Annotated in this window: 18 protein-coding genes; 9 read left to right on the top strand and 9 right to left on the bottom strand. The window is 75.2% G+C overall.

Annotation, left to right across the window (positions count from 1 at the left end; genetic code table 11):
- Nucleotides 1-520: 520 nt before the first annotated feature.
- Both ACIPXB_RS15865 and ptsP read left to right on the top strand, forming a co-directional pair.
- Nucleotides 521-970, top strand: coding sequence for a PTS glucose transporter subunit IIA (locus ACIPXB_RS15865; RefSeq protein ID WP_401449633.1), 450 nt, complete (start codon nucleotides 521-523; stop codon nucleotides 968-970).
- A 74-nt stretch (nucleotides 971-1,044) separates the two neighbouring features.
- Nucleotides 1,045-2,715: a phosphoenolpyruvate--protein phosphotransferase gene (gene ptsP / locus ACIPXB_RS15860; protein ID WP_401449596.1), complete on the top strand. Its 1,671-nt coding sequence runs from the start codon at nucleotides 1,045-1,047 to the stop codon at nucleotides 2,713-2,715.
- 66 nt (nucleotides 2,716-2,781) lie between these two features.
- Here the strand turns inward: ptsP and ACIPXB_RS15855 are convergent, their stop codons facing one another.
- Together ACIPXB_RS15855 and ACIPXB_RS15850 are read right to left on the bottom strand one after the other, a co-directional pair.
- The gene (locus ACIPXB_RS15855; RefSeq protein WP_401449593.1) at nucleotides 2,782-3,687 is read right to left on the bottom strand and encodes a hypothetical protein; all 906 of its coding nucleotides are present in this window, start codon (nucleotides 3,685-3,687) and stop codon (nucleotides 2,782-2,784) included.
- 63 nt (nucleotides 3,688-3,750) lie between these two features.
- Nucleotides 3,751-5,733, bottom strand: a complete 1,983-nt coding sequence (locus ACIPXB_RS15850) for an acetoacetate--CoA ligase (RefSeq protein ID WP_401449590.1) — start codon at nucleotides 5,731-5,733, stop codon at nucleotides 3,751-3,753.
- A 301-nt stretch (nucleotides 5,734-6,034) separates the two neighbouring features.
- On the opposite strand from ACIPXB_RS15850, the gene ACIPXB_RS15845 reads away from it, so the two are divergent.
- Together ACIPXB_RS15845 and ACIPXB_RS15840 are read left to right on the top strand one after the other, a co-directional pair.
- Nucleotides 6,035-8,392, top strand: coding sequence for a glycoside hydrolase family 31 protein (locus ACIPXB_RS15845; RefSeq protein WP_401449587.1), 2,358 nt, complete (start codon nucleotides 6,035-6,037; stop codon nucleotides 8,390-8,392).
- A gap of 184 nt (nucleotides 8,393-8,576) precedes the next feature.
- The gene (locus ACIPXB_RS15840) at nucleotides 8,577-9,113 is read left to right on the top strand and encodes a GNAT family N-acetyltransferase (protein ID WP_401449584.1); all 537 of its coding nucleotides are present in this window, start codon (nucleotides 8,577-8,579) and stop codon (nucleotides 9,111-9,113) included.
- Nucleotides 9,114-9,169: 56 nt separating this feature from the next.
- Here the strand turns inward: ACIPXB_RS15840 and ACIPXB_RS15835 are convergent, their stop codons facing one another.
- Nucleotides 9,170-9,679 carry an NUDIX domain-containing protein gene (locus ACIPXB_RS15835; RefSeq protein WP_401449581.1) on the bottom strand — a complete coding sequence of 170 codons (510 nt, stop codon included), beginning with the start codon at nucleotides 9,677-9,679 and terminating at the stop codon, nucleotides 9,170-9,172.
- A gap of 29 nt (nucleotides 9,680-9,708) precedes the next feature.
- On the opposite strand from ACIPXB_RS15835, the gene ACIPXB_RS15830 reads away from it, so the two are divergent.
- The 4 genes from ACIPXB_RS15830 (at nucleotide 9,709) to ACIPXB_RS15815 (ending at nucleotide 12,546) form a co-directional block, all read left to right on the top strand.
- On the top strand, nucleotides 9,709-10,440 hold the full coding sequence (locus tag ACIPXB_RS15830) for a M15 family metallopeptidase (RefSeq protein ID WP_401449578.1): 732 nt from the start codon (nucleotides 9,709-9,711) through the stop codon (nucleotides 10,438-10,440).
- 13 nt (nucleotides 10,441-10,453) lie between these two features.
- The gene (locus ACIPXB_RS15825; protein WP_401449575.1) at nucleotides 10,454-10,792 is read left to right on the top strand and encodes an Mpo1-like protein; all 339 of its coding nucleotides are present in this window, start codon (nucleotides 10,454-10,456) and stop codon (nucleotides 10,790-10,792) included.
- An 84-nt stretch (nucleotides 10,793-10,876) separates the two neighbouring features.
- On the top strand, nucleotides 10,877-11,359 hold the full coding sequence (locus ACIPXB_RS15820) for a Zn-ribbon domain-containing OB-fold protein (protein WP_401449572.1): 483 nt from the start codon (nucleotides 10,877-10,879) through the stop codon (nucleotides 11,357-11,359).
- Complete coding sequence (locus ACIPXB_RS15815) at nucleotides 11,356-12,546, top strand: lipid-transfer protein (RefSeq protein WP_401449569.1); 1,191 nt, start codon at nucleotides 11,356-11,358, stop codon at nucleotides 12,544-12,546. The genes ACIPXB_RS15820 and ACIPXB_RS15815 overlap by 4 nt, the downstream gene beginning before the upstream one ends.
- 275 nt (nucleotides 12,547-12,821) lie before the next feature.
- Here ACIPXB_RS15815 and ACIPXB_RS15810 read toward each other — a convergent pair whose 3' ends face one another.
- The 4 genes from ACIPXB_RS15810 to ACIPXB_RS15795 are packed head-to-tail and all read right to left on the bottom strand — an operon-like array spanning nucleotide 12,822 to nucleotide 17,182.
- A complete protein-coding gene (locus ACIPXB_RS15810; RefSeq protein ID WP_401449566.1) occupies nucleotides 12,822-13,442 on the bottom strand; it encodes a GTP-binding protein in 621 nt (206 codons plus the stop codon).
- On the bottom strand, nucleotides 13,423-13,872 hold the full coding sequence (locus tag ACIPXB_RS15805; RefSeq protein WP_401449564.1) for a DUF742 domain-containing protein: 450 nt from the start codon (nucleotides 13,870-13,872) through the stop codon (nucleotides 13,423-13,425). Before ACIPXB_RS15805 ends, ACIPXB_RS15810 begins: the two co-directional genes overlap by 20 nt.
- A gap of 11 nt (nucleotides 13,873-13,883) precedes the next feature.
- Nucleotides 13,884-14,324 carry a roadblock/LC7 domain-containing protein gene (locus ACIPXB_RS15800; protein ID WP_401449561.1) on the bottom strand — a complete coding sequence of 147 codons (441 nt, stop codon included), beginning with the start codon at nucleotides 14,322-14,324 and terminating at the stop codon, nucleotides 13,884-13,886.
- The gene (locus tag ACIPXB_RS15795) at nucleotides 14,321-17,182 is read right to left on the bottom strand and encodes a nitrate- and nitrite sensing domain-containing protein (RefSeq protein ID WP_401449558.1); all 2,862 of its coding nucleotides are present in this window, start codon (nucleotides 17,180-17,182) and stop codon (nucleotides 14,321-14,323) included. The genes ACIPXB_RS15800 and ACIPXB_RS15795 overlap by 4 nt, the downstream gene beginning before the upstream one ends.
- Nucleotides 17,183-17,542: 360 nt before the next feature.
- On the opposite strand from ACIPXB_RS15795, the gene ACIPXB_RS15790 reads away from it, so the two are divergent.
- Complete coding sequence (locus tag ACIPXB_RS15790; RefSeq protein WP_401449556.1) at nucleotides 17,543-18,118, top strand: hypothetical protein; 576 nt, start codon at nucleotides 17,543-17,545, stop codon at nucleotides 18,116-18,118.
- A 64-nt stretch (nucleotides 18,119-18,182) separates the two neighbouring features.
- Here the strand turns inward: ACIPXB_RS15790 and ACIPXB_RS15785 are convergent, their stop codons facing one another.
- Together ACIPXB_RS15785 and ACIPXB_RS15780 are read right to left on the bottom strand one after the other, a co-directional pair.
- Complete coding sequence (locus ACIPXB_RS15785; protein WP_401449553.1) at nucleotides 18,183-23,105, bottom strand: hypothetical protein; 4,923 nt, start codon at nucleotides 23,103-23,105, stop codon at nucleotides 18,183-18,185.
- A gap of 133 nt (nucleotides 23,106-23,238) precedes the next feature.
- Nucleotides 23,239-24,147, bottom strand: coding sequence for a hypothetical protein (locus tag ACIPXB_RS15780; protein ID WP_401449550.1), 909 nt, complete (start codon nucleotides 24,145-24,147; stop codon nucleotides 23,239-23,241).
- Nucleotides 24,148-24,412 lie beyond the last annotated feature (265 nt).

Raw genomic sequence — 24,412 nt, 5'->3', positions numbered from 1 at the left:
TTCTCAAGGTGCGGACGCTTCCTTTGTACTGACCCTCGCGGGCTTTCCTCCGGGCGCTTCCTTCGTTCTTGCGTTTCCGACTCTATCAGATCTTTTCGATCCGATTTCCTCGGTGCTTTCCGGGGTGTTCGCTTTCGCGTTTCCCTTTCCGGCGATTCCGACTCTATCAGTGATTTTCCGTCTCTCCGACCACCGTCCCGCGGACATGCGGAGGCGACCCGAAGATCGAGATCAACTGAGGAGTTGGGATGCCTGCCGTCCGGTGTTTACGTGGGGTTCACGTGCCCCGGTCAGGCAGGACTCACGACAGTACACCCCGAGTTGGGGCGGAGCAAATCGATTCAGGCGTATGGTCTAGTCCACCGGTCTAGTCCACTAGTCTCCGTGCCGGAGGGTTAGCCCGGGTCGGGAACGAGATCGGGCGAACCTGTACATCTAGTGACATATCCTTCTGACCAGTATGCCGATCGCGACGGACAGTGACGGCAACACCATGAAGCCCCACCCCTGGGAGGCCCCCATGACCAGCGTGACGTCCCCACTTGCCGGGCGTGCCATCGGACTCGCGGCTGTGCCGGATCCGGTGTTCTCCGGCGCCATGGTGGGTCCCGGTACCGCCATCGACCCCGTGCGCGAGCCGTCGGAGGCGGTGGCCCCCGTCGACGGTGTGGTCGTCTCCCTGCACCCGCACGCGTACGTCGTCGTCGACGACCAGGGTCACGGTGTCCTCACCCATCTCGGGATCGACACCGTGCAGCTCAACGGCGAGGGCTTCGAGCTGCTCGTGAACAAGGGCGACACCGTGGCCCGTGGTCAGGCCGTCATCCGCTGGAACCCGCAGGCCGTCGAGGAGGCCGGCAAGTCGCCGATCTGCCCCGTCGTGGCCCTGGAGGCCACGGCCGAGTCCCTCGGTGACGTGGTCGAGGACGGCGACCTCAAGGCGAACGACGCGCTCTTCAGCTGGCGCTGACGCGGCCGCCCGCGAGGGCGATTCGGACATCCATCGCGGCGGCTGGGCCCGCCGCTCTATCGGAGACGGGTGAAATGGAGACAACGCTGCGAGGCGTCGGCGTGAGCCACGGTGTGGCGATCGGCGAGGTGCGGCACATGGGCACGGCTGTTCTCGAACCGCCGGCCAAGCAGATCGCCGCGGAGGAGGCGGAGCGCGAACAGGGGCGTGCCCGTCAGGCCGTGAGCGCGGTCGCGGCCGACCTGATCGCGCGCGGCCAGCTGGCCGGTGGCGAGGCCCAGCACGTGCTGGAGGCCCAGGCGATGATCGCCGAGGACCCCGAGCTGATGGCGGACGTCGACCGCAGGATCGCGGTGGGCAGCACGGCCGAGCGCGGTGTGTACGACGCCTTCGCCTCGTACCGCGAGCTGCTCGCGGGCGCCGGCGAGTACATGGCGGGCCGGGTGGCCGACCTGGACGACGTGCGCAACCGCATCGTGGCGCGGCTGCTGGGCGTGCCGATGCCGGGCGTACCGGACAGCGACGAGCCGTACGTGCTGATCGCGCGGGATCTGGCCCCGGCCGACACGGCGCTGCTGGACCCGTCGCTGGTGCTCGGTTTCGTGACCGAGGAGGGCGGGCCGACCAGCCACAGCGCCATCCTCGCGCGGGCGCTGGGGGTCCCGGCCGTGGTGGCGCTGCCGGGTGCCGGTGAGCTGGCGGAGGGCACGGTCATCGCGGTGGACGGTTCCACGGGCGAGATCTTCGTGGAGCCGAGCGAGGAGAAGCAGGCCGAGCTGGAGGCCGCCGCGGCGGCGCGCAGGGCCGCGCTCGCCGCGTCCTCCGGTCCGGGTGCGACCTCCGACGGTCACAAGGTGCCGCTGCTGGCCAACGTCGGCGGTCCGGCGGACGTGCCGGCCGCCGTCGAGGCGGGGGCCGAGGGTGTGGGGCTCTTCCGCACCGAGTTCCTGTTCCTGGACGACAGCAAGAAGGCACCGTCCGAGGCGAAGCAGGTCGAGGCGTACCGCGCGGTGCTGGAGGCCTTCCCCGAGGGCCGGGTCGTCGTGCGGGTGCTGGACGCGGGCGCGGACAAGCCGCTGGACTTCCTGACTCCGGCGGACGAGCCGAACCCGGCGCTGGGCGTGCGGGGCCTGCGTGCGCTGCTGGACCACCCGGAGGTGCTGCGCACGCAGCTGACCGCGCTGGCCAAGGCCGCCGAGGGGCTGCCGGTCTACCTGGAGGTCATGGCCCCCATGGTGGCCGACCGCCAGGACGCGAAGGCGTTCGCGGAGGCGTGCCGGGCGGCCGGGCTTCGGGCGAAGTTCGGCGCGATGGTGGAGATCCCCTCCGCCGCGCTGCGGGCGCGCTCGATCCTGCAGGAGGTGGAGTTCCTGTCGCTGGGCACGAACGACCTCGCGCAGTACGCCTTCGCCGCCGACCGTCAGGTCGGTGCGGTCTCCCGGTTGCAGGATCCGTGGCAGCCGGCGCTGCTCGACCTGATCGCCCTGTCCGCCGAGGCGGCCAAGGCGGAGGGCAAGAGCTGCGGCGTGTGCGGTGAGGCCGCCGCGGATCCGCTGCTGGCCTGTGTGCTGACGGGTCTGGGTGTCACCTCCCTGTCGATGGGTGCGGCGTCGATCCCGTACGTGCGGGCGACGCTCGCGAAGCACACGCTGGCGCAGTGCGAGCGCGCCGCCGCCGCGGCGCGTGCGGCGGACTCGGCCGAGGAGGCCCGGGTGGCCGCGCAGGCGGTGCTGTCCGGCGAGTGAGCCGGGTGGCGCGGTGTCGTACGAGGGGCCTTCGCCGGTGGCGGGGGCCCCTCGGGCGTTGTCGTGTCAGTGGTGCGGGTCTGGTTCGTCGACCTCGTATCCGGGGTGGTATTCGACGCCCGGTTCGGGGGCGACGGGGTCTCCGGTGTCGGCGTCCGTGCAGTAGGCGTCGAAAACGGCGGCCGCGGAGAGGGGGACGACTCGGCCCTGCTGGAGGCGCCAGCCGTGGACGCGGTCGCCGAGCCCGTCGGTGCTGCTGCGCAGGACCACTCCGCCCGGGCCCGCGAGGGCGATGCCGGCGGCGAGGACGGTCACGAAGTCGAGGCCGTCGCGTCCCTCGACGCGGGGTGGTCCGCCGGGCCGGTCGGGGGCGTCGGCGTGCAGGACGGCGACGAGCTGTTCGTCCTGGGCGGGGATGCTGCACACCAGGTGGTGGTGGCCGGGGCCGCCGCCCTCGACGAGGCGTTTGAGGATCCGACCTGCGCGCTCGAGCGAGGCCTGGCCGATGTCCTCGCCGCACTCCGCGCAGGTGCCGAGGCCCGCGAGGAGCATGGTGGCGTATTCCCAGGTGGCCTGGCGGACGGCCTCGTCGACGAGGAGCGGGACGAGTTCGTCGATGGGCTGGCCGGTGTAGGGCAGGCCGGTGCTGCTGCCGGCGAGTTCGGCGGTGAAGCGGGTGCGGGCGGCGGCGGTGTCCGGGTCGAGGCCGTGGTCGTCGCAGTAGTCGGCGTACTCCTCGGGGTCGAAGAGGGCGACGGTCGTGTGGATGCCCTGGGCGGCGAGGGACCGCAGCAGGCCGTCGACCTGGTCGAGGTAGTCCCGGTGGTCGTCGAAGGTGAAGCTGCGGTACGCGCGCATGGCCGCGAAGTCCTGGGCGTCGGCGACGAGGCCGACGGTGCCGGGGACTTCGCGGCGCAGCCTGCGGCGGGCGCGGGTGTGGTGCTGCTGTGGGTGGCGTGGGTGCTGTGGCATGGCTCCCCCTGTGCGGCATCGCATCGGTCAATGCTCACTCAGCGTAACCACAGCCACTGACAGTCACCCTTGGCGGCGGGTGCGGGCCAGCTCCTCGTAGAAGTGGAGGAGGTCGAGGTTGTCGACGGAGCCCGGGTTGACGGCCTTGTCCAGGGGGGCGCCCTGGAGGAGGCGCTTGACGGGGACCTCGATGCGCTTGCCGGTCAGGGTGTGCGGGACGCCGGGGACCTCGATGATCTCGTCGGGGACGTGACGCGGGGAGAGCTCGGCGCGGATGGTCCGCTTGATGCGCTCGCGCAGGTCGTCGTCGAGGGTGGCGCCGGGCACGAGGTGGACGAAGAGCGGCATCCAGTAGCCGCCGTCGGCCTCTTCGAGCCCGATGACCAGCGATTCCTTGATCTCCGGGAGGCGTTCGACGGCCTCGTAGATGTCGGCGGAGCCCATCCGGACGCCCTGCCGGTTGAGGGTGGAATCGGAGCGGCCGTGGATGACGACGGAGCCGTGGTCGGTGATCGTGATCCAGTCCCCGTGCCGCCAGACGCCGGGGAACATGTCGAAGTAGCTGTCGCGGTAGCGGCTGCCGTCGGGGTCGTTCCAGAACCGGATGGGCATGGAGGGCATGGGGTTGGTGACGATCAGTTCGCCGACCTCGCCGACGAGGGGCTTGCCGGAGGGGTCCCAGGACTGCAGGTCGGTGCCGAGGCAGGCGGCCTGGAGCTCGCCGATGTGGACGGGGAGGGTGGGGACGGCGCCGGCGAAGCAGCTGCACACGTCGGTCCCGCCGCTGACGGAGGCGATCCACAGGTCCTCGGCCACCTCGTCGTGCAGCCAGCGGAAGCCGTCGGGCGGGAGCGGGGAGCCCGTGGTGGCGACGCACCGGAGCGCCGAGAGGTCGAAGTCGCGCGCGGGGTGCACCTCGGCCTTCTTGCAGGCCATGACGTACGCGGCGGAGGTGCCGTAGAGGGTGGCGCGGGTGCGTTCGGCGATGCGCCACTGCGCGCCGGTGTCGGGGTAGCCGGGGCTGCCGTCGTAGAGGACGACGGTGGTGCCGGTGAGCAGGCCGGAGACGAGGAAGTTCCACATCATCCAGCCGGTGGAGGTGTACCAGAAGAACCGGTCCCGCGGGCCGAGGTCGCAGTGCAGGCCCAGCTGCTTGAGGTGTTCGAGGAGGATGCCGCCCTGGGACTGGACGATCGCCTTGGGCAGACCGGTGGTGCCGGAGGAGTACAGCACCCACAGCGGGTGGTCGAAGGGGACCGGCTCGAAGACGGGGGCCGTGTCACCGGAGGTGAGGGCCGACCATTCCAGGGCGCCGTCGGGGGCGGGGGTGCCCAGCAGCGGGATGTGGACGACGGCGCGCAGCGAGGGCAGGTCGCGGCGGAGCTCGGCGACGGTGTCGCGGCGGTCGTGCTCCTTGCCGCCGTAGCGGTACCCGTCGACGGTGAACAGGACGACGGGTTCGACCTGCTGGAAGCGGTCCAGGACGCTGCGGGCGCCGAAATCGGGGGCGCAGGAGGTCCAGACGGCGCCCACGGCGGCGGTGGCGAGGAGGGCGGTGACGGCCTCGGGGATGTTGGGCAGGTAGCCGCTGACGCGGTCGCCGGGGCGGACGCCGAGGGCGCGCAGTTCGGCGGCGAGGGCGCCGACCTGGCGGCGCAGTTCGGCCCAGGTGACGGGGACGGGGTCGTGGGTCTCGTCGACGTGCAGGAGGGCGGCGTCGTCGGCGCGGGCGGGGTCCTCGGCGGCGCGCAGGGCGTGCTCGGCGTAGTTGAGGGTGGCGCCGGGGAACCACTGGGCCCCGGGCATGGCGCGCTCGCCGAGCACCCGCTCGTACGGGGTGGTGAAGCGGACGTCGAACCAGTCGGCGACGGCGCGCCAGAAGGTGTCGAGCTCCTCGACGGACCAGCGGTGCAGCGCCGGGTAGCCGCCTTCGGCCGGGGCGCCGTACCGGTCGGCGGCCCAGGCCTGGAACCGGGTGACCGCGGCCGCGGCGATCCGGTCGGGGCCCGGTGCCCAGAGGGGCTGCGGCGAGGTGGCTGAGGTCATGGGCGGGCTCCCGGTCCGTCTTCAGGCTCGCGCTCGGTGTGCGCGTCGTGCGGTGGTCGTCGTGCGGTGGTCGTCGTGCGGGTTTCGGTGGTGCGGGCGGTACGGGCGGTGCGGGTGGTGCGCGGATGCTGCGTACCTTGTCACCGCGCGAGGGGTGGGTGCGCGGCGGCTCACAGGGACCATGCCACGTGATCGACATCCGCACCAGAGCCACCATCCACGGTCAAGGATGATCCTTTTGTGGGTGAACGACAGTTGAACGGATCACTCTGGCGCGGTGGCCGGTGGCAGGGTGAGCGGCATGGACGGTCGTGATGTGGTGCGTGCGGTGAAGGACATGGGGACGGCGCGCGGACTGCGGGCCTGGCGCGCGGCGTGGCGCCACCGGCGCGCGGACGCGGTGGGGCTGCCCCGGCGGGGCCCGGAGCGGGCGCGGGTACCGGGGCTGCTGACGGGTGCGGACCCGCGGCCGGGCGGTGGTGTGCTGACGTTCGCGCGGTCGCGGCTGCTGGTGCGGGTGACGGCGGGCGGTGCGGTCTTCTGGGGCTGGGACGGGGCGGAGCCGACGCCCTCGTACGCGGTGCTGGGCACGGGGCCGGAGCCGGATCCGCGGGCGGTGCTGGAGCCGGACACCGGCGGTGGCTGGCGGGTGGTGTCGGAGCGGGTGACGGTGGCGGTGTCCCGGCACGGTGCGGTGGAGGTGCGTACGCCGGGGGGCACGGTGCTGCGGCGGGAGCTGCCGCCGCGCTGGTGGGAGCCGGTGGGCGCGGCCGGCGGGGCGCGCTGGCTGCAGCGGTCGGAGGTGCCGGCGGACGCGCGGTTCTTCGGGCTGGGCGGGCGGGCGTCGGGGCCGCGGCTGCGGGACGGGGTGTACCGGCTGTGGAACACCGATCCGCGGGGTGGTTTCGGGCCGGGCACCGATCCGCTGTACATCACGATGCCGGTGCAGATGGTGGTGGCGGACGCGGGCACGCACCTGGTGTTCCACGACACCACCTGGGACGGGCGGGTGGTGCTGCGCGAGGGCGAGGAGGGGGCGGGCTCGGGGCCGGACCGGCACGGGTCGAGCGAACTGCGGATGGACGGCGGGCCCTTGAGGTGCTGGGTGCTGGTGGGGACGCCGGCACGGGTGTTGCAGGGGTGGTCGGGGCTGACGGGTGCGGCGGCGCTCCCGCCGGAGTGGGCGCTGGGCTACCAGCACGCGCGGTGGGGGTTCGGCAGCGCGGCGGAGGTGCGGCGGGTGGTGGCCGGGTACACGGGGCGGGGGCTGCCGCTGTCGGCGCTGCACCTGGACATCGACCACTACGACGGGCACCGGGTGTTCACGGTGGACGGTGAGCGGTTCCCGGATCTGCCGGGGCTGGCGCGGGAGTTGCGCGAGGGGCCGGGGGGCGGGGTGCGGCTGGTGTCGATCGTGGACCCGGCGGTGAAGGTGGAGGAGGCGCCGTCGTCGGTGTACCGGTCCGGGCTCGTGGTGGGGTCGGACGGCGCGTTCGTGCGGGACGCGCGGGGGCAGGAGGTGCGCGGGGAGGTGTGGCCCGGGGAGTGCGCGTATCCGGACTTCACCGATCCGGCCGTGCGGACGTGGTGGGGCGGGCTGTACGAGGAGCGGCTGGAGCGGGGTTTCGCGGGCTTCTGGCACGACATGAACGAACCGGTCTCCTTCACTCCGCCGGGGTGGGCGGACCAGACGCTGCCGCGGTCGGCGCGGCACGCCCTGGAGGGGGCGGGCGGGGACCACCGGGAGGCGCACAACGTGTACGCGCTCACGATGGCGCGGGCCGGCTTCGAGGGGCTGCTGCGGCTGCGGCCGCAGGAACGGCCGTTCCTGTTCTCCCGGTCGGGGTGGGCGGGGATGCAGCGGTACGGCGGCACGTGGTCGGGGGACGTGGAGTCGAGCTGGGAGGGGCTGCGGGCCTCGCTGGCGCTGGTACTGGGGCTGGGGCTGTGCGGGGTGCCGTACTCCGGGCCGGACGTGGGCGGCTTCGGGGGTTCGCCGTCGGGTGAGCTGTACCTGCGGTGGTTCCAGCTGGGCGCGTACCTGCCGCTGTTCCGTACGCACGCGGCGCTGTGGGCGGGGCGGCGGGAACCGTGGGAGTTCGGCGAGGAGGTGCTGGAGGGGGCTCGGGCGGTGCTCGCGGAACGGGAGCGGCTGCGCCCGTACTTCGTGACGCTGGCGCATCTGGCACGGCGCACCGGGGCGCCGTACGTGCGGCCGGTGTGGTGGGGGGCGCCGGAGGAGCGGTCGCTGCGGGACTGCGAGGACGCGTTCCTGCTGGGGGACGCGCTGCTGGTGGCGCCGGTGCTGGAACCGGGCGCGGACCGGCGGGCGGTACGGCTGCCGCGGGGCCGCTGGTACGACACGGCGACGGAGGCGGCGTACGAGGGTCCGGGGCAGGTGCTGCTGGACGCGCCGGCGGGGCGGATCCCGGTCCTGGCGCGGGCGGGGTCGGTCCTGCCGGTACGGGCTCCGGGGGGCGGGGAGACGGTGGAGGTGTGGGCGCCGGCGGTGGGGCGCACCGGGGGCGGCGTGGTGGTCCGCGAGCGGGCCAGCGGCGACGTGGAGGTGGAGCGGCTGACGGTGCGGTGGCTCGGGGGCGAGGTCGTGGTGGAGAGGGAGGACGGGACGCCGCTCCCCGCGCGGGTACGGGGGCTGTGAGCCGGGGGCGCGCCGGGGGCTCCGGGGGTGCACCGGGGCCCCGCGGGCGCCGGTGCACCCCCGCGCGGTCTGCGGGGGCCGGACTGCGGGGCCGGACCGGCCGGGGGCGTCCGTCGGGCGGTGCCCGCGAGCCGGTCGTCCGGGCGGCGCACCGCCGGCCGGTCCGGGGCGCCATCATGGGGGAATGGATGATCATTTCTTCGGGGGACCGCCGGCCGCCGAGCGGCTGGAGCACTACACGGACGCCGACAGGGCGGAGATCCTCGGCCCGGGCGAGGACCCCTTCGGTGTGGCGCACACCGGGCTGACCTGGCTGCCCAAGGACGTGCACTTCGGCGTACGCGCGCGCGGCGGCCGGCTCGTGGCGCACACGGGCCTGCTGCGCGCGCCGCTGTCGGTCGGCGGCGTCGCGTCCGAGGTGGTGGGGGTCGGCGGAGTGGCCGTCGCGCCCGACGTCCGCGGCCGGGGCCTGGCCCGGCTGGCCATGGAGGCGGCACTGGCGCACGCCCGCACCCTGGGGCCGCGCCACGGGCTGCTGTTCTGCCGGCCGCCGCTCGTCCCGCTCTACGAGCGGCTCGGCTGGCACGGCCTGGCGGGCGAGGTCCGGGTGGAACAGCCCGGCGGGCCCGTGGTGATGCCGCTGCGGACGATGTGGACACCGCTGCGCGACGGGTCCCGGTGGCCGCCGGGGGCGGTACGGCTACTGTCCCTGCCGATGTAAGGGGGTGTCCGGCGGACCGCTACCGGGGCCGCGGCGGCTCGCCCCGGAGGCCGCGTTCAGCCGTAGTGGCCCGCGAACCAGGCCGCCGCGGCGTCGGTGTGGAGGGGGAACGCCAGTTCCTCGGGGCCGCGCAGGACGTGCCAGCCCGTGGTCTCGTCCGTCGCCGCCGACGGCGGGAGCGAGGAGAGCGCGCGGGTGGGCAGCAGGCTGAAGACCAGCAGGTGGCCCCCCGCTGAGCTGGCGGCGTCGGCCAGGGTCACGTCGGAGGGCGCGGCCTCGATGCCGGTCTCCTCGCGGAGTTCGCGGACCGTGGCGGTACGCCAGTCCTCGCCGAAGTCCATGAAGCCGCCCGGGAGGGCGACACCGCCCAGGGCGGGCTCGATGGTGCGGGTGATGACGACCAGCCCGACGCCCTGCTCGTCCTCGACCGGGAGCAGCGCGACGGCCACCGGGAGCGGGTTGCGGTACGTGACCGCCCCGCAGGCGGCGCAGGCCCGCGGCCAGTCGGTCGTGTCGAACGCGAATCCGCAGGTGGAGCAGTGCGAGTCCTTCAGGTGTGGCGGCATGCCGTGATGGTAGGGGAAGGGGCATGAGGATGACGGCTGTTGCGGGGGTGGTGCTCGCGGGTGCGCTCGCGGGCGGGGGGACGGGCACCGGGCCGGCGGGGCCGGTGCCGGGCGGCGGCGGTGGTGCGGCGGAGAAGGCGCCGGTCACGTTCGTGGCGCTGCGGGAGGTCGATCCGACCGTCCGCCAGGACATGCGGTACGCCACCGCCCGCAATGTCACCGGCCGCGTCGTGGACGGCTACGACGAGCCGGTGTGCCTGCTCACCCGGCCGGCGGCCGAGGCGCTGCGGCGGGCGCAGCACGGCCTGCTGCGGCAGGGGTACGCGTTGACGGTGTACGACTGCTACCGGCCCCAGCGGGCCGTGGACCGGTTCGTGCGGTGGGCGCGGGACGAGCACGACCAGACGACGAAGCCCTCCTACTATCCCCATGTCGACAAGTCGTCCCTGATTCCCGACGGGTACATCGCGGAGAAGTCCGGGCACAGCCGCGGGAGCACCGTCGACGTGGGCCTGGTGCGGCTGCCGGACCGGCCGGTGGACATGGGTACTTCCTTCGACTTCTTCGATCCGCTCTCGCACACCGACCATCCCGCGACCGCCCCGCAGCCGCGCCGCCACCGCGACCTGCTCCGCCGGAGCCTGGGCGAGCAGGGCTTCGTCAACCTGCCCGAGGAGTGGTGGCACTTCACGTACCGGCCGGAGGTCCATCCCGGCACGTACTTCGACTTCCCGGTCCGTTCCGCCGCCGTGCGGCCGTGAGTACCGTGCGCGCATGACGTTCGATTCGTACGAGGAGTTCTGGCCCTACTACGTCGCCATGCACTCCCGCGCCGCCACCCGCTGGGTGCACCTCACCGGCACGCTCACCGGGCTCGCCGTGACCGCGTACGGGCTGGCGCGCGGCCGCAGGCGGTACCTGGCCGCGCTGCCGCTGATCGGGTACGGGACCGCCTGGCCCGCGCACTTCCTGATCGAGGGCAACAACCCGGCCACCTTCGGGCATCCCGCCTGGTCGCTGCGCGGGGACGCGCGGATGATCCGGATGATGCTGGCCGGGCGGGACGCGGAACTGGACGAGATCGCCCGGAAGTGGCTCGCCGGGAACCGGTGACCGGGCGCCCGGGCCCGTGGCAGACTTCTGACGATCCGTCAGTTCAATGGCGGGCCGTCGGACCGTGCTGCCTTGGGAGGGGTCTTGGAACGCACACGCACACCGGTCGTCGACGGGTGGTTCACCGATCCGGCGGAGGGGAACGGCTTCCGGCTGCTCGGCACCCGGTGCGGGGCGTGCGGCACGGTGTACTTCCCCCGGGAGGACTACTGCTGCCGCAACCCCCGCTGCGCGGGCGGTGAGCTGGCCGAGGTCCCGCTCTCCGCGCGCGGGCGCGTCTGGTCGTACACCGACGGCCGCTACCGGCCGCCGGCGCCCTACGTCTCGGACCCGGCGGCGCCCTGGGAGCCGTACACGCTCGTGGCGGTGGAGCTGGAGGCCGAGCGGATGGTGGTGCTCGGGCAGGCGGCGCCCGGCGTGGGCGTCGCCGATCTCGCCGTCGGCATGGAGGTGGAGGTCGTGCCGGGCGTGCTCAACGAGGATGCCGGCACCACCTGGACCACCTGGCACTTCCGTCCCGTCGGTACCGCCGGTGCCGGTGCGCAGGAGACGGGGGTGCGGCCGTGACCGCCGACATCGCCGTCCTCGGGGCCGGCATGCACCCGTGGGGCAAGTGGGGCCGCAGTTTCGTCGAGTACGGCCGTCTCGCCGCCCGGGAAGCCCTCGCCGACGCCGGGATCGACTGGCGCGACGTGCAGTCGGTCGTCGGCGCCGACACCGTGCGCTCCGGCTATCCCGGGTACGTCGCCGGCGCGACCTTCGCGCGGGCCCTCGGCTGGCAGGGGGCCCGGGTGACCAGCGTGTACGCCGCCTGCGCCTCCGGCGCGCAGGCGATCGGCGCCGCCCGCGCGCAGATCCTGGCCGGCCTCGCGGACGTGGTGCTCGTGGTGGGCGCCGACGCCGCGCCCAAGGGGTTCTTCGCCCCCGTCGGCGGGGACCGGCCCGACGATCCGGACTGGCTGCGCTTCCGGGTGCTGGGGGCCACCAACCCGGCGTACTTCGCGCTGTTCGCGCGCCGCCGGATGGCGCTGTACGGGGACACCGGCGAGGACTTCGCGCAGGTCAAGGTGAAGAACGCGGCGGCCGGGGCGCTCAATCCCCGGGCCCGTTACCGCACGGCGGTGACCGCCGAGGAGGTGGCCGCCTCCGCCGTCGTCGCCGATCCGCTGCGGCTGCTGGACATCTGCGCGACCTCCGACGGCGGCGCCGCGCTGGTCCTGTCCAGCCTCGACTACGCCCACGCGCGCGGCGTCGGCGACCCGGTGCGGATCCGGGCGGTGTCGACGGTGACGCCGACGTTCCCCCGTACGGTGCTGGACCTGCCCGACATCGCCACCGACTCCGCGGTCGCCGTGGCGCCGGCCGCGGCCTCCTTCCGCTCCTCCATCGCGCGTGCCGCGTACGAGGAGGCGGGGCTCGGGCCGGAGGACCTCTCGCTCGCCGAGGTGTACGACCTGTCCACGGCCCTGGAACTGGAGTGGTACGAGGACATCGGCCTGTGCGGCCCGGGCGAGGGGGCCAAGCTGGTCCGTGAGGGCGCGACCGCGCTGGGCGGGCGGATCCCGGTGAACGCGAGCGGCGGGCTGGCGTCGTTCGGGGAGGCGGTGCCGGCGCAGGCCATCGCCCAGGTGTGCGAGCTGACCTGGCAGCTGCGCGGGCGGGCCGGACAGCGCCAGGTGCCCGGGGCGCGGGCCGGGATCACCGCGAACCAGGGGCTGTTCGGGCACGGCTCGGCCGTCGTCGCCGTCCGCTGAGGACCGGTGCCACCGGTGCCCGCCGCTTTCGGCGTACGCCCCGCCGGACGCGCCGCGGGCGCGGGCCCTGAGCAGGCGCTGCTGCCGCAACGCTTGACGGCCCCCGGTGGCGGGTTCACACTGCCTGCACAGTCGCGCGCGGCCGGCCGCACGCGTACCGAAGCCCCCCGTGAGAGCCGCGGCCCGTACCCCAGTCGGCGGGGGTACGGGCCGCCTCCCTGCCCGTGTCGCGCGCGGCGCCGTGTCCTCGCGTCGCGCCGCTGCCCAGCGCCGGATCAGGCGCGGGCGGTCTGACGCCGGGCCCGGGCCAGTGACATCGCGTGCTCCACCACGCCGACCAGGACGTCCTTGACCGACTCCCGGTCCCGCGCGTCGCACAGCAGCACCGGCACCTCGGGCTCGAGGTCGAGGGCCTCGCGCACGGTCACCACCGGATGCCGGTCGGCCCCGTCGAAGCAGTTGACCGCGACGAGGAACGGGATCCCGCGCCGCTCGAAGTAGTCGACGGCCGCGAAGCAGTCGGCCAGCCGGCGGGTGTCGGCGAGGACGACCGCGCCGAGCGCGCCCTGGGCGAGCTCGTCCCACAGGAACCAGAAGCGGTCCTGCCCGGGCGTGCCGAACAGGTACAGCACCAGGTCCTCGCGCAGGGTGATGCGGCCGAAGTCCATGGCCACGGTGGTGGTTCTCTTGCCCTCCACTCCCCCGAGGTCGTCGACGGCGGCGCCGGGTTCGGAGAGCTGTTCCTCCGTACGCAGCGGTCTGATCTCGCTGACCGCACTGACCAGTGTCGTCTTGCCCACCCCGAAGCCGCCCGCGACCAGGATCTTCAGGGTCAGCGGCTCGACAGGTGACACGGCGTGCATGGCACCGGTGCGGCTAGAGCGCCCGAAGGCCATCGATCACCTCACGCAGAATGGATTCGTCGGGGAGTTCGGCCGGCGGTACCGGCCGGGTCACGTGGACCAGTTCGTCGTCCACGAGGTCGCCGATCAGGACGCGGACGACCCCGACCGGAAGGTCGAGGTCCGCGGCGAGTTCGGCGACCGACTGCGGCCGTTCCCGGCACAGCCCCAGGATGTGGGCGTGCTCCGGGGACAGCGTCATGTCCCAGGCCGGATCGTCGGCCGCCGGTTCGGCGACGACGAGCGCGATCAGGTCGAGCCGGTGCTGGGCCGCGTGGCTCGTCCGGCCACGGGTCATCGCGTAGGGCCGGACGACGGGCCCCGCGTCGTCGTCGAACCAGTGCGGGTGGGCCGCCGGGCTGTCGTCGAGGACCTCAGGGGTCCCCGACGACAGCCCGGCGGGCTCCTGGCCCTGGTCGCTCATGCCGTCCGCCCTCACCCTCCGGCTGGCAGCCCGGTGCGCGGGGCGGTCGCCAGGTGGGCGCCCACTCGCTTGACCATCAGCGTCATCTCGTACGCGACCTGGCCGACGTCGGAGTCCGCGTCGGACAGCACGGCCAGGCAGCTGCCGTCGCCGGCCGCCATCACGAACAGGAACGCCTCGTCCAGCTCCACCACCGTCTGGCGGACCTGGCCGGACTCGAAGTGCCGACCGACGCCCTTGGCGAGGCTGTGGAAGCCGGAGGCGACCGCGGCCAGGTGCTCGCTGTCCTCGCGGGTCAGCTCCTGGGAGCTGCCGGTGGGCAGTCCGTCGCCGGAGAGGACCACCGCCTTGCGGATACTGGCGACCCGGTCCACCAGCTCGTCCAGGAGCCAGTTGAGCTGGCCGGAGCCGCGGCCCTTGGAGTCGTTGCCTGCGCTCTGCGGTGCGGTCATCGACCGTCCCCCTCGTTCTCGTGCCCGGGACCGGTCGCGGCGGCGTCGCCGGACCCGGCCTGGGACTGCTGTGCGTGCTGCTTGCGGCCTGCTGTCCAGCCGCGCTGGAGAGCGGCCATCCGGGTCCGCACCTCCTCCGCGTCGCGGTCCACCGGGCTTGCGGCGGCGGACTCGGCGGCCGCGGCGGCCGGGGCGTTGCGGAGCTGAGGGGCGAGGTTGGCCTGGCGGACCCGGCGGGGCAGACCCCCCGGTCCGGTGGCGGGTGTGCCCTGGGGCGCCCGCGGGGAGCCGGCCTGCGGCTCCTGGCCGGACGTCCGGGGCCGCTCGGCGGGCGCTTGCGGATCCGCGCCGGAGGCGGTGGCCCCGGCGGCGGGGTGGCGGACCACCGGCGCCGGCCGGGGCTCCACGCGGCGGCCGTGCTCGGCGACCAGCGTGGGCGTACGGCGGCGGCGCGGCAGCGGTACGGCGCCGGAGGCCGGGCGGGCGCCGTCGGGGCGCGGCGGCTCCAGGCGGGTGCTCTCCAGCCGGACGGGCCCGGTGGGGCCCGCGGGGTCGTGGTCGGCGCGGCGCTCGCCCTTGTCGCCGTCCGCGGCGTCCCAGGGGGCCGTGGCGCGGCCGGCGGGGTCCCGGCCGGCCCGCGAGACCTCGGCGGCCCGCAGCCCCATCAGGGCGCTGCGCGCGATACCGCCGGGCGGCGTCTCGTCGTCGAGGGTGGCCATGGCCGGGCGGGCGCCGCCGGTCAGGGCGGGCAGGTCGTCCCGGGCGGGGGCGTCGTCGCCGAGGCCGAGGACGCTGAGCGGGGGTTCCACGTCGACGGGGCCCTCGAGGAGCGCCGCCGGAACCGTACGCCGGGTTGCCGTACCGTTTCCGCGGCCCGCCGCCGGGCCACGGCCGACCGCGGCCGGGGCGGGGCGCCCGCCCCGGTCCCGGCTCTGGATGCGCAGGCCGGTGCCGTTGGTGTCGGGGGCGTCGGTGAGCAGGGCCGCGGGCAGGAAGACCACGGCGGTCGTGCCGCCGTACGGGCTGGGCTGGAGCGAGACCTTGACGCTGTGGCGCTGGGCGAGGCGGCTGACGACGAACAGGCCGAGCCGGTCGGTGTCGGACAGCGCGAACTCGGGGGAATCGGCGATCCGCAGGTTCGCGTCGAGCAGCGCCTCCGGGGTCATGCCCAGGCCGCGGTCGTGGATCTCCAGGGTGAAGCCGTTGGCGACGCGCTCGCCGTGCACCTGGACCGCGGTGTGCGGGGGCGAGAACACCGTGGCGTTCTCCAGCAGTTCGGCGATCAGGTGGGTGACGTCGGCGACCGCCGGGCCGGCGATGCCGAGCCGGGGGAGCCTGCGGACCTCGATGCGCTCGTAGTCCTCGACCTCGGCGACCGCCGCCCGGACGACGTCCATCAGCTGGACGGGCTTGCGCCACTGCCGGGAGGGCGCGGCGCCGGAGAGGATCACCAGGCCCTCGGCGTGCCGGCGCATACGGGTGGTCATGTGATCGAGGCGGAACAGGTCGGCGAGTTCCTCGGTGTCCTCGGTACGCCGCTCCATGGTGTCCAGCAGGGTCAGCTGACGGTGCAGCAGGACCTGGTTGCGGCGGGCGAGGTTGACGAAGACCTCCGAGACCCCGCGGCGCAGTTCGGCCTGCTTGACGGCGGCCTCGACGGCGGCGCGTTGGAGGGTGTTGAGGGCCTGGCCGACCTGGCCGACCTCGTCCTTCTCGTACTCCAGGCGCGGGGCCTCGGTCTCGACGTCCACGTGCTCGCCCGCGGCCAGCCGGCGCATAACGCTCGGCAGCCGGACACCGGAGGACTCGTGGGCCTCCTTGCGCAGCCGGGAGAGGTCGCGGACCAGGTCGCGGCCGATGCGGATGGAGAGCACGAGGGAGACGACCAGCGCGAGGAAGCCGAGGACACCGGCGACGGCGGCCTTGACGAGGACGTCCATCGCGACCGGTTCGACGCGCTCCTGGTAGCGGTCGCCGGCGGCGGTGCCCATCGTGGCGAGTTCGTCCAGGACCTTGCCCGCCGCCTCGTCCCACTGCGCGGCGGTCAGGGTGCGCGGGTTCTTGGCCGGGCCCGCGACGATGATCTTCTCCTCGGCGTCGCGCAGCGGCTTGCTCTGCGGGCCGGCCCAGTACTGCTCGAACACCTCGCGCTCGTCGGCGGGCAGGATGGCCAGGTTGACCTGGTAGAGCAGCTGGCGGTTGGCCGCGAAGTCGGAGATCCGGCGGATGTCGGCGGCGCCGACGTTGCGGGCGGCCAGGGTGGAGGCGATCACGGCGTCCTCGCGCGCGAGGGTCTCGCGGGCGCGGGTGATGCCGACGAGGGCGCGGCCCTCCTTGTCCATCTGGACGTCCTCCAGCGCGTGGAGGTTCTGCAGGAAGTCGTAGCAGGGGTCGACCAGGCGGTTGTAGAGCTCCAGGGCCTGGCCGGGGTCGAGGCGGGTCTGGTCGACGGAGGAGCGCAGGGACTCGATGCCGTGGAGGGCGTCCAGGATGGAGCGCAGCCGGCGCAGGGCGTCGTCACTGAGCTCGTCGACGACCTCGGGGTCCTTGGCGTTCGTCGTCACCTTGCGGACGACCGCGTCGGTCTCGGCGCGGCGCTTGGTGAGTTCGGCAGTGGCCGCGGACGCCCGGGGGTCACCGAGCACGACCAGGGTCTGGCGGCGCTCCTTCTGGACGACCCGGGCGACGTCCTCGATGGGGTAGCCGACCTTGTCGATGACGTAGGCGACGTCGAGGAGTTGCAGGGCCTGACGGCCGGTCAGAACGGTGGCGAAGCCCCACAGCGCGGTCAGGGAGACGAGCGGCACGAGCAGCAGCGCCACGATCTTCCGGCGGATCGACTTCCCGCGAAAGCGCATGGCCTCCCCAGCCTCCCCCAGCTCAACCCCGCGGGCGGGGGTCGGTGTTCCGTCAATTAAACGGCGTGAGCCTACTACTGCGGCGGAGCACCCTCGAAGGCCTGTCCGGACGTTTTCAGCCGGGAGCCGGAACGAAGATCACGAGTTGTCCGATACTTCCGGTCAAGTGCGGCCCGATATGTGGCACATGACACTTGGTGGGGCCTCAGTTCCCGTAGTCGAATGGATGGCTGGAATTATTCGTTCCGGCATGAACGGGGGCGGTGTGGACAGCCGTGGCAGGGGAATCTCGAACGGCCCTCGAGTGTCTTTGTGTGCGAGGGCGGCATGGCGGGCCGCGGTGTGGGGAGTGAGCGGACCATGAGCAGCAGGTACGAGGTACCGGGCGACGGCGGATACGGCGCGGACCGGGGCGGGTACGACCGGCGCGGGCGCGGGGAGTGGCACGGGTCCGGGCAGTGGCACGGGTCCGGGCCGTGGCAGTGGCACGGCGAGGGCGCGGAGGCGGGCGGGCGGCGGACGCTGTGGGTGGAGGAGCCGGCCCGCGGCCGCCGGATGCCGGACCCGGTACGGACGGCGGCGGTGCGCGCGGTCATGATCGTCGCCGTGACGCTGACGGTGGCGTCCGTCGCGTTCTTCCTGACCCTCAGCCGGTCGTGGCTGGCGTTTCCGATGGTGCTCACGGGGATCGCGGGCATCGTGGTCGCCACGTGGGGCGTGCTCGACGTGTGGATCACGCGGCAGATGTGGAACCAGCGCAACGGCGTGGTGTCCGTACCGAGCAGTACGGCGCGGGGCCGCGGCGCGGCGCGCGACCGCGCCCGCGAGCAGACCGCCCGGGAACACGGCGCCCGTGGGCAGGCCGCCCGTACCGGGCACACCCGCGAGCAGCCGGGCGGGCACCCGGGCGGGCACCAGCGCTTCGGGCCTGCGTAGCCCCGCCCGGCAGCACCGAGCGGGACCGGGGGCGGGGGCGGGACGCCGGGCGGGTGGGACCCCGTCAGGAGGCGCCGGTGCGGCGGAACATCCGGGTGGCCGTGATCTCGCCGTGGATGGTCTCGCCCTCCGTCGGCTGCTGCGGCAGGCCCGGCCGCAGGTGCTCCTCCACGCTGATGTACTTCAGCCCCGCCCGCAGGTCGGCGTCGTTGCGCAGCCGGATCACCAGCGGGAACTCCGCCAGGGCGGTCGTGTCGAACAGGCCCGTCGTGTACAGGAGCTGGACGCCGAGCGCGTCCGAGACCGCCCGCTGCAGCTCCAGCAGGTACGTGGCGTTCGCGCGGCCGATCGGGTTGTCCAGGAACAGCGTGCCCGCGTGCCGCTGCCGGTCGCGGCCGCGGTCGTTGCTGCGCAGCGCCGCCATGGTGCAGTACAGGGCGATCGCGGCGGTCAGCAGCTGGCCGCCCGAGAACACGTCTCCCATCTGCCCCACCGGCACCCGCTCGGCGCGCAGCACCGCGTCGGGCTTGAGGATCTCCACCGCGATGCCCTTCGGCTGGAGCGCCGCCTGGACGCCGCGCAGCAGCAGGGACATGCCGTCGCGGCGGCCCTCGCCGAAGGCGGCGTTCTTCTTCACGGCCGAGCGGGTCGCCTCGTCGATGACCTCGCCGAGCCGTTCGGTGAGGGTCGCCTGGTCGGGCTCCTCGAAGCGGATCCGCAGGAACTCCTGGCCCGACCACTCCCCCAGGCCCTCCGGGAGCTGGGACAGCCGCTGGGCGGAGCGCAGGGTCGCCAGCGCGGACTCCACCAGGCCGCGCAGCCGGTCCACGATGCTGTCGCGGTTGCGCTCCAGCTGGGCCAGCTCGTCGGTCAGGACCCGCAGGCGCGGCGCGAAGGCGGCCGCCCAGGCGGCGGCGTGCTCGGGCAGCGCGGACGCGGGCAGCTCGCGGATCTGCTGGCGCGCGGGGGTGCGTACCTGCTCGTAGCGGGTGGCGTTGGCGTGCCGGACCAGGACGTCGCAGGCCTCGCGGACCGCCGATTCGGCGCCCGAGAGGTCGCCGGCGCAGCCGCGCAGGGAGCGGCGGGTCTCGGCGGCGGACTGCCGGGCCTCCTCCAGGGTGCCCGGGTAGGGGCCGGTCTCCCGCTCGTCCTCGTCCTGGTGCGCGCTGTGGTCGCGCAGCAGGTCCCGCAGCAGGGCGGCGGTCTCGTCGAAGCCGGCCGCTGAGTCCTCGGCGGTGCGGTGGGAACGCAGCAGGTCGGCGTGGGCGGCGCGGGCGCTCTCCACGGCGGCGGTGTACGCGGCCAGCTGGGCGGTGGCGGTGCGCAGCAGGCCCTGGGCCTGCTCGACGTCGGCGGGGACGAGCTCCTCGGGGAGCTCGGTGTGCGCCTCGCCCTCGGCCGGGGCGAGCCGCTCGGACTCGCCGCGCAGGCGGCCGAGCTGCTCGCTGGCGGTGGAGGCCCGGGACTCCAGCATCTGTACGAGCTGCTCGGCGCGGGCGGCCGCCGCCTGCCGGGAGGGGCCGTCGGCGCCGTCGGTGCCTTCGAGGAGCTGGGCGGCGCGGGTGCGGACCTTGTTGGTGAGCCGGTCGAGTTCGGCGAGGGCAGCGCTCTCGTCGCTCTCGGCACGGGCCTGCTCGGCGCGCAGGTCGGCGCCGACGCCGACCTTCTCGTACAGCTGGGAGGCGGCGCGGTAGGCCTCGCGGAGGTCGGGCAGCGGCATCCTGGCCGCGCCCTCCTCCTCGGCGGGCAGGGTCTCGGGCGCGCCGGCGATCTCGGCGCGCTCGGCACGCAGCGCGCGTGCGGTGCGGCGGGCGTCGTCGGCGGCGCGCTGGACCGCGCGGCGGTCCTCGTCGGCGGCGCGGGCGCGGTCCAGACAGACCTCGGCGCGGGCCTCGGACTCGGCGGCCTCGTCGGCGAGTTCGCGCAGCCGGGCCTGCCAGCCGGCCCGCTCGCGGAGCCGGAACGCCAGGCCCGCGAGGGCGTCGGCGGCCCGGCGGGCCCGCTGGGCGGTGTCCTGGCGCTCGTCACGCACCCGGGCGGCGTCGGCGGCGGCCTCGTCGGCCTCGGCGCGCGCGGTACGGGCCTCGGCGAGTTCGGCGTCCGCCTCCTGGGCGAACGTCCGGGCGGCCGCGGCCTGCTGCGCGAGCTCGGCGAGGCGGCCGGGCGGGCAGCCGGTGCGCCAGGAGGCCAGGCGCGCGGCCAGCTCCCGGTCGCCGGCGAGGCGGGCGGCGAGCTCGCGGATCTCGGCGTCGCGCTCGGTGGCGCGGGCGCGCAGGGCCCGGCGCTCCTCGTCGGCGGCGAGCTCGTCGTGCATGGCCGGGTTCGGCGGGACGAGAAAGACGCCGGTCCCGGCGTCGTCCCCGGCCGCGGGGACGGGCGCCAGCAGCGCGGCGGCCGTGCCCACGGCGACGGTGGAGCGGGGCAGCAGCGCGGCGCCGGCGAGCACCTCGCGGGCCCGGCTGTGGGTGTCGGGGTCGGTGATGACGACGCCGTCGACGAGCTCGGGCCGGGCGGCGAGCACGGTGGCGTGGTCGGCGGGGTCGACGGCCTGGGCGAGGTAGCGCCAGCCGGGCAGGGCGGGGATGCCGTGCTCACCGAGGTACTCGACGGTGGCCAGTACGTCGGGCCCGGGGGGCAGCAGGCCGCCGTCACCGAGCGCGCCGAGGATCCGCGCGTCGTCGGCGGCGGCGGTGCGCAGCTCGAAGAGCTGCCGCTCTGCCGCGGCGACGCCCTGGTCGAGCAGGTCGCGCAGCTCGTCGGCGTTGCGGTCGAGGTCCTCGGCGGTCAGGGCCGGGGCCCAGGCCTCGGCCGCGTCGGCGCCCGGAGCCGCCGGGTCGGAACCGGACGCGCCGCCACCGGCCCGGCCGGCGGAGCCTGCCGGCACCGCGCCGGAGGTGCCCGGCTGCCCGCCGTGGCCGGGGTGCCCGCCGGCACGGTGGGCCGACGTACCGGCGCCACCGGTCGGCGCCGCGCCGGCGGTGCCAGGCCCGCCCGGCTGGCCGTCGTGGCCGTCGGCGCGCTGGGCCTGCGTGCCGGTGGCGGCGGAGCCCGTGGAGTCGGCGCCGGGCGTGCCCGGGACGGATCCCGCGGCACCGGCGGCCGCCGAGCCGCCCCGCGGGTGCGGGAGGAAGGTGTCCGGGGCGGCGGGCAGGCCCAGCAGCTCCGCCAGGCGCGGGGCGCTGCCGAGCGAGGCCGCCGCCCGCCGTTCGGCGTCGTACGCCGCCTCCGCCGCGTCCGCGGCGTCCGCCGCACGGGCCGCGGTCAGTTCGGCGCGGGACTCCGAGGCGGCCGCCTCACGGGCCGTTTCGGACGCCGTACGGGCCGCCTCGCGGGCCGCGTCCCACGCGGCGACCGCGGTCTTCTCGGCGTCGCTCGCCGCCAGCGCGGCGCGGGCCGGGTCCGCGTCGGGGGCCGAGTCGTCCAGCCAGCCGGCGCGGACGGCCTCGGCCGTCTCCTGCTCGACCTCGGACAGCCGGGCGCGCAGGTGCTCGGACTCGCTGCGGGCGCGCTGGGCGGCCGTCGCGGCCGCCGTGGCGTCACGGTGGGCGCTCTCGCCGGCGGTCTGGAGCGCGGCGGAGCGCTCCTCCTCCTCGTTCGCCACCCGCTCGCCGTCCTCTGCGGCCGTGTGCAGGGCCCGTACGAGGGCCGCGGCGGCCGTGGCGCGGGCGGCGAGCGCCGGGGCGGCGTCCCGCTCGGCCTCCCGGATCGCGGCGGCGACCCGCGCGGAGCGGTCCGCGGCGGCCCGGTGGCGCAGCACGGACTCCGCCGCCTGCCACGCGGAGTGCAGCGTGCGGGCCTCCAGGAGCTCGCGGCGCTGCGCCGCGGCCGCCTTGTCGGCGACGGTGAGGGCCAGCGAGGCGTGCCGGTAGGCGAGCTCGGCCGAGATCGCCGCGCTGCGGGCGCGGGCGGCCTCGGCGGCCGTCACCTCGTGCGCGGCGCCGGTGACCCGCAGCGCGAGGTCGGCGGCCCGGCCCCGCTCCTGCCCGGCCCGGGCGGACAGCCGGCGGGCCAGGGTACGGGTACGGCGCTCGGCGCCCGCGTGGATGTCGCGGGCCCGGGCGCGGGTGCCGGCTGCCTCGACGATCCGGGTCAGCAGGTCCACCGAGCCCGCGGTGAAGTCGCGTTCGGCCATCAGCTCGGCCCGGCGGCCCAGCTTGTTGCCGAAGCCGTGGACCAGGTCGGCCAGGCCGTCGGTGTCGCGGGTGTCGGTGACCGCGCGCAGCAGCAGGTCGGTGAAGTCGGAGTCCTTCTTGACCGCGAAGAGGCCGGCGGCCTCGCCCTCGTCGGCGTTCATCTCGCGCTGGTAGCGGAAGAGTTCCGGGTCCAGGCCGAGCTCGCCGAGGTGCTCGTTCCAGCGGTCGTGGATCTCCTCCCAGTACACCTCCAGGTGCGGGTACGCCTTGCCCGCGTCCGTGATCGCGTCCCGGAAGCCCTTCATGGTGCGGCGTCGGCCCTGCGCGCCCGAGGCGCCCTCGACGGGCGGGCGGACGGCGGTGGACTCGGCCACCGGCAGGTTGTCCAGGCTCAGGCCCGGGCCGGGCCGGAAGGAGTACCAGGCCTCGGCGAACTTGCGCGGGTCGTTGGAGACCTGGCGGCCGCGCCACTCGCTGACCTTGCCGACGACCACGCACTCACCGGTCTGGGTGTGCTGCCACTCCAGCGCGACGTGCCCGCAGTCGTCGGCGAGCAGGAACTTGCGCAGCACGCCGGAGCTGGCGCCGCCGAGGGTGTTGCGGTGGCCGGGCAGCATGACCGAGAAGATCAGCTTCAGCAGGACGGACTTGCCGCCGCCGTTCTCCAGGAAGAGCACACCGGCGGGCGCGGGCCGGCGCGGCGGGCCGGACGGCTCCTCCTCGAAGAACTCCGCCTGCGTCGGCGCCGGATGGGGCACCACATCGCCGACCCCGCGCAGGTCGAGCACGGTGTCGGCGTAGCGCGCACCGGCGGGACCGATCGAGTAGAGGCGGATCCGGGACAGCTCGTACATGGCGGCGGACTCTCGTGGTGTGTACGGGGGCGTACGGGGGTGTACGGGTGCGGGAACGGCGGGTGGACGGGGCCGGCGGTGGGCGGGCGCTCTCCCGCCCGGGCGGGCGCCCCGAGGCCCGGGCGGGCGGGGGTCAGGCGTGGAAGGGCAGTCCGGCGTCGGCCGCCAGTTCCAGGTCGTCGCCCTCGGGCGGCGGCAGCAGGCTCGCGGAACCGTCGCTGACCGCGACCACGCCGAGCTCCAGGAGCTCGGCCATCGCCGCGCTGCCCGCCATGTCGCGGACCTGCAGCTGGTAGCGGGGGGTGGTGCGGTACGCGCCGCCGGCGTCGTCGCCGGTGCGCTGGAGGAACCCGGAGTCGGTGAGGAAGGCGACGGCCTTGCCGACGATGCCGGTGGTGGAACCGGCCAGGCGGCGGGCGTCCTTGGTGGCGCCGGTGGCGCTGCGGCGGGCGTAGACCCGCCACGCCGCCTCCAGGCCGGGGGCGTCGGTGGCGGGGTCGGTGTTCTCGCCCTGTTCCTCGGCGCGCTCCTCGAGGCGGCGGCAGGTCTGCCGTACGAAGGCGTCGACGCCGTTGACGGTGATCCGGCCGATGTAGCCGTCGTCGGCGAGGTCCTCGGGGCGGGGGAAGGCGAGCGCGGCGACGGCGAGGTGGGCCAGGCCGTGCAGGAACCGGTCGGCGGAGTCGGCGGCGGTACGGCGGGCGTAGTCGCCCATGCGGACCGCGAAGACGGAGTCCTCGGCGGCGGCCACGGCCATGCCGGCGCGGGTGGAGACCTCCAGCACGACCAGGCCGAGGCCGGTGGCGACGGCGTCGGCGAGGCGGGCGAAGCCGGGGTCCTCGCGGTAGCGGCGCAGCAGTTCGGCGTACTCGGCGTCACGGGCGGGCAGCAGCTTGGGCTGGAGCCCGTACGCCACGAGCCGGGCCGCGTCGGCGGCGTCGGCCGGGGTGACACCGGTCGCGGCGCCGGGGGTGGTGGTGGCCGGGGCCGACGGCGCGTCGGGCTCGCTCCACGCGGGGTACTCGGCGTGGGTCTCGCTCACGGCTGGGGCTCCTTGGCGGGGGTGGGGCGGTGGGTGGGGCGGTGGGGCGGTGGGTGGGGCGGTGGGGGCGGTGTGCGGGGCGGGTGACGGGCCCGCCCCGGACGTCGCGCCCGGCGGCCGTGGGGACGGCCGGGGCCGCGGGTGCCGCGGGCACCGGGGAGGCGGCGGCCGTGGTGGCGGCGGGGCCGGTGGCGGGAGCCGCGTCGTGGGTCCGTCGCGGGAGCCGCCGGGTCCGGCACCGGGCACGACGGTCGAGGCGCGCGTC

The organism is Streptomyces sp. NPDC090022 (genome assembly GCF_044748145.1).
GTDB lineage: Bacteria > Actinomycetota > Actinomycetes > Streptomycetales > Streptomycetaceae > Streptomyces.
The sequence above is the reverse complement of the archived record's forward strand: the minus strand, read 5'-3'. Positions and strand labels throughout refer to the sequence as shown.